Source organism: Thioclava sp. UBA3469 (assembly GCF_002378135.1).
GTDB lineage: Bacteria > Pseudomonadota > Alphaproteobacteria > Rhodobacterales > Rhodobacteraceae > Thioclava > Thioclava sediminum.
In genome coordinates this window covers 1-6673 of the sequence record NZ_DFRG01000087.1, presented here as the reverse complement: position 1 = coordinate 6673, position 6673 = coordinate 1, and the positions used below count along the sequence as shown (strand labels likewise).

Here is a 6673-nt window from a genome sequence, read left to right as displayed (position 1 = left end):
GGTCGCCCTCCTCCGTCTCGTCGCGGGCCACGATCTCGGCTTTCATCTCGACTGAGCGTTTCACCGCATGCAGGCGCTTTTCCATATCGCCCGCCGCCATCGCAGGCGCGTTCGCCTCGAGCCAGTCGAAGAACGCCGCGTCGCCCAGAAGCCCGTATTTCACCACCTCGCCATAGCCCGCGAGGAAGTCGCGCGGCTCGAGCGTGCCCAGCACGTCGAGATCGGCCAGCACCAGCGACGGCTGATGGAAGGCGCCGATCAGGTTCTTGCCCTGCGGCGCGTTGATCCCGGTCTTGCCGCCCACGGAGCTGTCGACCTGCGCAAGAAGCGAGGTCGGGATCTGCACGAAACGCACGCCCCGGCGCAGCACGGCGGCCGCAAACCCAACCAGATCGCCGATCACGCCGCCGCCCAAAGCGATGACGATATCCTTGCGCTCGACCTTCTGCTCCAGCAGCCACTCGACAGTGCGGGTGAACTGCGGCCAGCTTTTCGTGCCCTCGCCCGGCGGCAGGGTCAGCGAGACCATCTCGATATCGCCAAGGCCGCGGCGCAGGGTCGCGAGATGCAGATCGGCCACCGTCTGATCGGCGACGACGGCCACACGCGGACGGCGCAGCAAAGGCGCGATCTCGGTGCCTGCGTTTTCCAAAAGCCCGGTGCCGATCCGCACCTCGTACGAACGCTCGCCCAGCTCGACCGGCACGATCTCACGCATCTTTCACCTCTTCGATCAATCCATCCACTTCGCGCAAATGGGTCACCACCTTGCGCGCCATGCCCTGCACCGAGAGGCCCGGCTCGGCCTCGACCACGATCTGAGCCTTTTGATAATGCGGAATGCGCGCCGCGAGCAGGTCGCTCAGCGTCCGTTTGGGGTCGGCCGTGCGCAGCAAGGGCCGCGTGTTCTTGTGGCGCACCCGGTTCCACAGGATCTCCAGATCCGCTTTCAGCCAGACCGAGACGCCGAGCCGGTTGATCAGCTCGCGGTTCTTCTCGGAAAGGAAGGCCCCGCCCCCGGTGGAGATCACGCCGGGCGGGCCCATCAAGAGCCGCTCCAGCACTTCCGATTCGCGGGCGCGAAAGAACGGCTCGCCATCGCGGGCGAAAATCTCGGCCACGGTCATCTGGGCGGCGCGTTCGATTTCATGGTCGCTGTCGAGGAATGCCGAATCGAGCACCTTGGACAGGGCGGTGCCGACCGCCGTCTTGCCCGAGCCCATCATGCCGACGAGCACGACGGAGCGCGTCAGATGCCCCTCGATCCCGGTTTCGCCTTCCACCTAGCGCCCCCTGCCTCGCGTCGCCTGCGGTATTCCTGCCCTGTCAATCCCGGCGGGACGGACAAGGCTTGCCATCGGCGGAGCCTTGCACAATCGTGACGCAGGACCCCTTGAATGGCGTGAACTTCCCTGAAATGCCATATATGATCAACGCGAAACCGCAACCAAGAACGGCCCGCCCGCCGAGAGACACGTTATGGGACGGGCCGCGACAGACGGCAGAAAAGAGAGATTATGGGGCGCATCTTCAAGCTTATCGTCATCCTACTGGTGCTTGGCGCGATCGGCGTGATCGGCTTTGCTTACTTGGGCGACATGAGCCCCGACAGTCAGGAACAGCGGATCGAAGTCACCCTGCCCGACGGCTCGGGCACGGCGGGCACGAGTAATTCCGATGCAGATACTGAGACGGGCACCGACAGCGAGGCTGCGAGTGGCAACTGATCGCCGTGCGGCGACCCTTGGCCTGATCTGGCTGAGCGGGTTCGCGCTTGGCGGTCTGGTGGCGGGGTCCGCCGCCGCGCAATCGAATGCCGCGGCGGACGCAACCCCTACGGCCAGCAGCCCTATGTCGGCGATCGACTGGCTGTCACATTCCCTGAAGTCGGCACCGCGCGATGGCCCGGCGGGCTCGACTGCCCCGGTCACCGGGGCGGGCGGAGTTGAAGATATCGCAGTGCTCTCGCTCGACGCGCCCTCCGCCGATACGTTGGGGCTGTTGACGCCGGATCGCACCGGGTTGCCGCGCGATCTCTGGGGCAAGACCCCCGAGCCGGAACTGGCGCAGGCGCTGCGGGCAATGCCGCTCGATCAGCTGCCCGCGCTGCGGGAGCTGAGCCTGACATTGCTGCTGGCCGAGCTGAACCCGCCGCAGATCGAGACGCCATCACAGCGCAACCAGCTGTTCCTTGCGCGGATCGACCGGCTTCTGGACATGGGCGCGCTGGAACAGGCCAATGCGCTTCTGGGACAGGCGGGCACCGCCAGCCCCGAGATTTTCCGCCGTAGCTTCGACGTGGCACTGCTGCTCGGGCAGGAGAACCGCGCCTGCAAGATCATCGAGCGTACACCCGGCATCGCGCCCTCTTATGCGGCGCGGGTGTTCTGCCTTGCGCGCAACGGTCAGTGGGACACAGCAGAGTTGACTTATGGCACGGGGGCCGCGCTGGGGCAGATCCCGCAGGAGGATCGCTCTCTGCTGGAGCAATTCCTCGACCCGGCCCTGGCCGAAGAGGCCGGAGATGCGCCGCCCCCCGATCACGTCACGCCGCTCGCGTTCAAGATGATGGAAGCGATCGGTCAGCCGCTGCCCACCGCGACGCTGCCTTTGGCCTTCGCGCAGGCCGATCTGACCGAGAATAATGGCTGGAAATCGCAATTGGAGGCCGCCGAGCGGCTGGCCCGTGCGGGTGTCCTTGATCCGAACCGGCTGCTAGGCCTCTATACCGAGCGCAAAGCGGCGGCGTCGGGCGCGCTCTGGGATCGCGTGTCCGCAGTGAGTGCGCTCGATCAGGCGCTTGAGGCGAGCGATACCGACAGGGTCGCGACCGCCCTGCCCGACGCTTATGACGTGATGGCCTCGGAAGATCTCGCGCCGGTTCTGGGCGCGCTGTTTGGCGACCAGCTCGCGGGGATGGACCTGCCGGGCCGCGCGGGCCGCCTCGCCTACGAGCTGAGCCTGCTGACCCCGAATTACGAAGAAAACGCCCGCAAAGGGACGCAGAGTTCGGCGCAGGCCGCGCTGCTCAAGGGGCTGGCCGCAGGCGATACCAGCGCAACCCCCGCAAGCGGCGCGCGCGATCAGGCGCTGAAGGCGGTCTTCGATGCGCCGCCGGGTGCCGCGCCCAACCGCTACAAGGGATTGCTGCCCGACCAGCTCGGCCTCGCACTGATCGAGGCGATCGGAGATGTGGGCGACGGCGCAAAAGGCGATTATCCGCGGCTGCAGGAAGGGCTGAGCCTGCTACGTCTGGCCGGGCTGGAAACCGTGGCGCGGCGCGCTGCGATCGAGCTGATCGTGCTGGGAGATCGCGGATGACCGGACCCGGTTCAGACGCGCCGCCCGATCCGCAATGGCTGCCGAGTTTTCTCGACGCGCAATCCGCCGAAGCCGGTGCCGCGCGCAACACGATCCTCAGTTACGGGCGCGATCTCAATGACTTCGCAGGCTTTCTTCAGGCGAAGGGCCTCAGCTACACGACGCTCACCCGCGCCGATATCGAAACCTATCTGATCCGCTGCGAGGCGGAGGGCTTGGCGAAATCGACCCGCGCGCGCAGGCTCTCGGCGATCCGGCAACTCTATCGCTTCGCCTATGAGGAAGGTTGGCGCGCTGACAATCCGGCGATCCGCATCGCAGGCCCCGGGCGCGCGCAACGCTTGCCGAAGACACTGAGTCTCGAAGAGGTCGAGGCGCTGCTGGAGGCCGCCCGCGATCAAGGGCGCTCGCAGAAGGATCAGATCCGCAATCGCTGCCTGATGGAGCTACTTTACGCGACGGGGATGCGGGTCTCGGAGCTGGTCTCGCTGCCGGTGTCCTCCGCGCGCGGCGATCCGCGGATGCTTCTGGTGCGCGGCAAGGGCGACAAGGAGCGGATGGTGCCGCTCTCGCCACCGGCGCGCGAGGCGCTGGCCGCGTGGCTGACCGCGCGCGACGAGGCTGAAGAGCAGGCCCGCATCGAGCATCGCGCGCCGCCCTCGCGTTTCCTCTTTCCCTCGGGCGGCAAGGAAGGTCACCTGACGCGTCAGGGCTTTCACAAGCTGCTGAAGGACATCGCGGTGAAGGCCGGGGTCAGCCCCGCCAAGGTCACGCCCCACGTCTTGCGCCACGCCTTCGCCACCCATCTACTGCAACGCGGCGCGGATCTGCGCGCGATCCAGATGCTTCTGGGGCACGCGGACCTGTCGACCACGGAAATCTACACTCATGTCCTCGACGAACGGCTCAAGGAGCTGGTGCTGACGCATCACCCGCTGGCGAAACCGCGCGGCAAAAGTGACGGCACCGCTTGAATGCGCCCTGCCCGCGCCCCATAACCTGACACCATGGAAAACACTCTCGATTTTGCCTTCTGGATCACCGCCGGTTCGATCATCCTACTGCTGGCGCTCTCGGCCTTCTTCTCCGGCTCCGAAACGGCGCTGACGGCGGCCAGTCGCGCCAAGCTGCGCGCGCAGGCCGATAAGGGCGAAAGCGGCGCGCAGACCGCGCTGGAAGTCACCGAGGATAGCGAGCGGCTGATCGGCGCGATCCTTCTGGGCAACAACGTCGTCAACATCCTGTCCGCCTCGCTGGCGACGGCTTTGATGACGCGGGTCTTCGGGCAATCGGGGGTGGCGCTGGCGACGCTGGTGATGACGGTGCTGGTGCTGGTCTTCTCGGAAGTGCTGCCCAAGACCTATGCGATCACCCTGCCCGAGAAAGTCGCCTCGAAGGTCGCGGGGCCGATCCGTGTCGTGACCCTCATTCTCGCCCCGATCGTCGCCATCGTACGCATGATCGTGCGCGGCATTCTCTACGCCTTCGGGATGCGGACCGACAAGGACACCCATATGTTCTCGATCCACGAGGAGATCGCGGGCGCGCTGGCGCTTGGGCAATCCGAGGGCACGGTCGACAAGGAAGACCGTGACCGGCTACTGGGCGCGCTCGATCTGGGCAATCGCACGGTCGAGGAGATCATGCTCCACCGGAGCCAGATCGAGATGATCGATATCGAGGAAGATCCCGACACGATCCTGACGGCGGTGCTGTCCTCGCCCCATACCCGCCTGCCGCTCTATCGCGGCGAGCGCGAGAATGTGGTGGGCGTGATCCACTCGAAAGACCTGCTGCGCGCTGTGGAAAAGGTCGTGCGTGGCGGCGACGGCACGCTGGAAAGCGTGGCCGATCTCGACATCGCCAAGGTGATGATGAAGCCCTATTTCGTCCCCGAGACGACGCCGCTCGACGAGCAGATGCAGGAGTTCCTGAAGCGTCGCACCCATTTCGCGCTGGTAGTGGATGAATATGGCGATCTGCGCGGTCTGCTGACGCTCGAGGACATCCTCGAAGAGATCGTGGGCGAGATCACCGACGAGTTCGACCCCAAGGCCGAGAAACGTCTGAAGCCGACCGAGAGCGGCGATTACATCGTCGACGGCGCGATGACGATCCGCGACCTGAACCGTGAGACCGACTGGACGCTGCCCGATGAAGAGGCCAACACCGTCGCCGGTCTGGTGATCCACGAAGCGCAGACCATCCCGACCGAGGGGCAGGTCTTCTCCTTCCACGGCTTCCGCTTCGAGGTCGCCGGCCGCAAGGACAACCGGATCACGCGGCTCAAGATCCGACCGCTGATCCCGGGCGGCTATCCGGAGAGCTGAGAGGCAATGGCGGAGGGGGCGCTGCCCCCGCGGCTGCGCCGCCCCCCGGGATATTTTTGCCAAGAGGAAGGGGTCAGTCGCGCGATAAATATGAGTCACGCAAGCTGCCCTCTTGCCAAGCGCGAAAACGCGCCCTAATGCCAACGGCATGACAGACCATCAGCGCCTCCTCATCATCGACTTCGGCTCTCAAGTCACGCAGCTGATTGCGCGGCGGCTTCGCGAGCTGAATGTTTACTGCGAAATCCATCCCTATCAGAACGTCACCGACGCCTTCCTGAAAGAGTTCGCCCCGAAAGCGATCATCTTCTCGGGCGGACCGGATTCGGTTACGCGCGAGGGCTCTCCCCGGCCGCCGAAATCGGCCTATGAGCTGGGCGTGCCGATCCTCGGCATCTGCTACGGCCAGCAGGTGATGATGCAGGATCTGGGCGGTCTGGTGGAGGCCAAGCACGGCTCCGCCGAATTCGGGCGCGCCTATGTGACGCCGACCGAGACGCGGATCGATCTGCTGACCGGCTGGTTCATGGATGGCGCGGGCCGCGAGCAGGTCTGGATGAGCCATGGCGACCATGTCAGCCGCATCGCGCCGGGCTTCGAGGTCTATGGCACCTCGCCGGGCGCACCGTACGCGATCACCGCCGATCTGAGCCGTCGCTTCTACGCGGTGCAGTTCCACCCGGAGGTGCATCACACGCCCAACGGCAAGACGCTCTATGAGAACTTCGTGCGCGACGCGGGCTTCACCGGCGACTGGACGATGGACGCCTATCGCGACGAGGCGATCCGCCAGATCCGCGAGCAGGTGGGCGACAGCCATGTGATCTGCGGTCTGTCCGGCGGCGTCGACAGCTCGGTCACCGCCGCGCTCTTGCATGAACAGGGGTACGACGTCGTCGGTATCACCCTGCAGCTCTACGACCACGGCGCGGCCATTGCCAAGAAGGGCGCCTGCTGCGCCGGGCTCGACATCCACGACGCGCGCCGCGTGGCCGAGGAGATGGGCTTTCCGCACTACGTGC

The 6673-nt window shown here is 65.8% G+C and carries 7 protein-coding genes; 5 read left to right on the top strand and 2 right to left on the bottom strand.

Features of this window, described 5'->3' with window-relative positions; all coding sequences use genetic code 11:
• Positions 1 to 718, bottom strand: a 718-nt coding sequence (locus B3D39_RS07385) for a 3-dehydroquinate synthase family protein (RefSeq protein WP_286789564.1), incomplete at its 3' end; no start/stop codon positions are given.
• Positions 711 to 1283 carry a shikimate kinase gene (locus B3D39_RS07380; protein WP_274963582.1) on the bottom strand — a complete coding sequence of 191 codons (573 nt, stop codon included), beginning with the start codon at positions 1281 to 1283 and terminating at the stop codon, positions 711 to 713. The genes B3D39_RS07380 and B3D39_RS07385, both read right to left, overlap by 8 nt.
• 234 nt (positions 1284 to 1517) lie before the next feature.
• On the opposite strand from B3D39_RS07380, the gene B3D39_RS07375 reads away from it, so the two are divergent.
• The 5 genes from B3D39_RS07375 to guaA form a co-directional block, all read left to right on the top strand.
• Complete coding sequence (locus B3D39_RS07375) at positions 1518 to 1727, top strand: hypothetical protein (RefSeq protein WP_274963581.1); 210 nt, start codon at positions 1518 to 1520, stop codon at positions 1725 to 1727.
• Positions 1717 to 3321 (top strand): hypothetical protein, encoded by a 1605-nt coding sequence (locus tag B3D39_RS07370; protein ID WP_274963580.1) that lies wholly within the window; start codon positions 1717 to 1719, stop codon positions 3319 to 3321. Before B3D39_RS07375 ends, B3D39_RS07370 begins: the two co-directional genes overlap by 11 nt.
• The gene (locus tag B3D39_RS07365; RefSeq protein ID WP_274963579.1) at positions 3318 to 4295 is read left to right on the top strand and encodes a site-specific tyrosine recombinase XerD; all 978 of its coding nucleotides are present in this window, start codon (positions 3318 to 3320) and stop codon (positions 4293 to 4295) included. The genes B3D39_RS07370 and B3D39_RS07365 overlap by 4 nt, the downstream gene beginning before the upstream one ends.
• Before the next feature lie 33 nt (positions 4296 to 4328).
• Positions 4329 to 5651, top strand: a complete 1323-nt coding sequence (locus B3D39_RS07360; protein ID WP_286789563.1) for an HlyC/CorC family transporter — start codon at positions 4329 to 4331, stop codon at positions 5649 to 5651.
• Positions 5652 to 5799: 148 nt separating this feature from the next.
• The coding region (gene guaA / locus B3D39_RS07355) for a glutamine-hydrolyzing GMP synthase (protein ID WP_286789562.1) at positions 5800 to 6673 on the top strand (874 nt) is incomplete at its 3' end.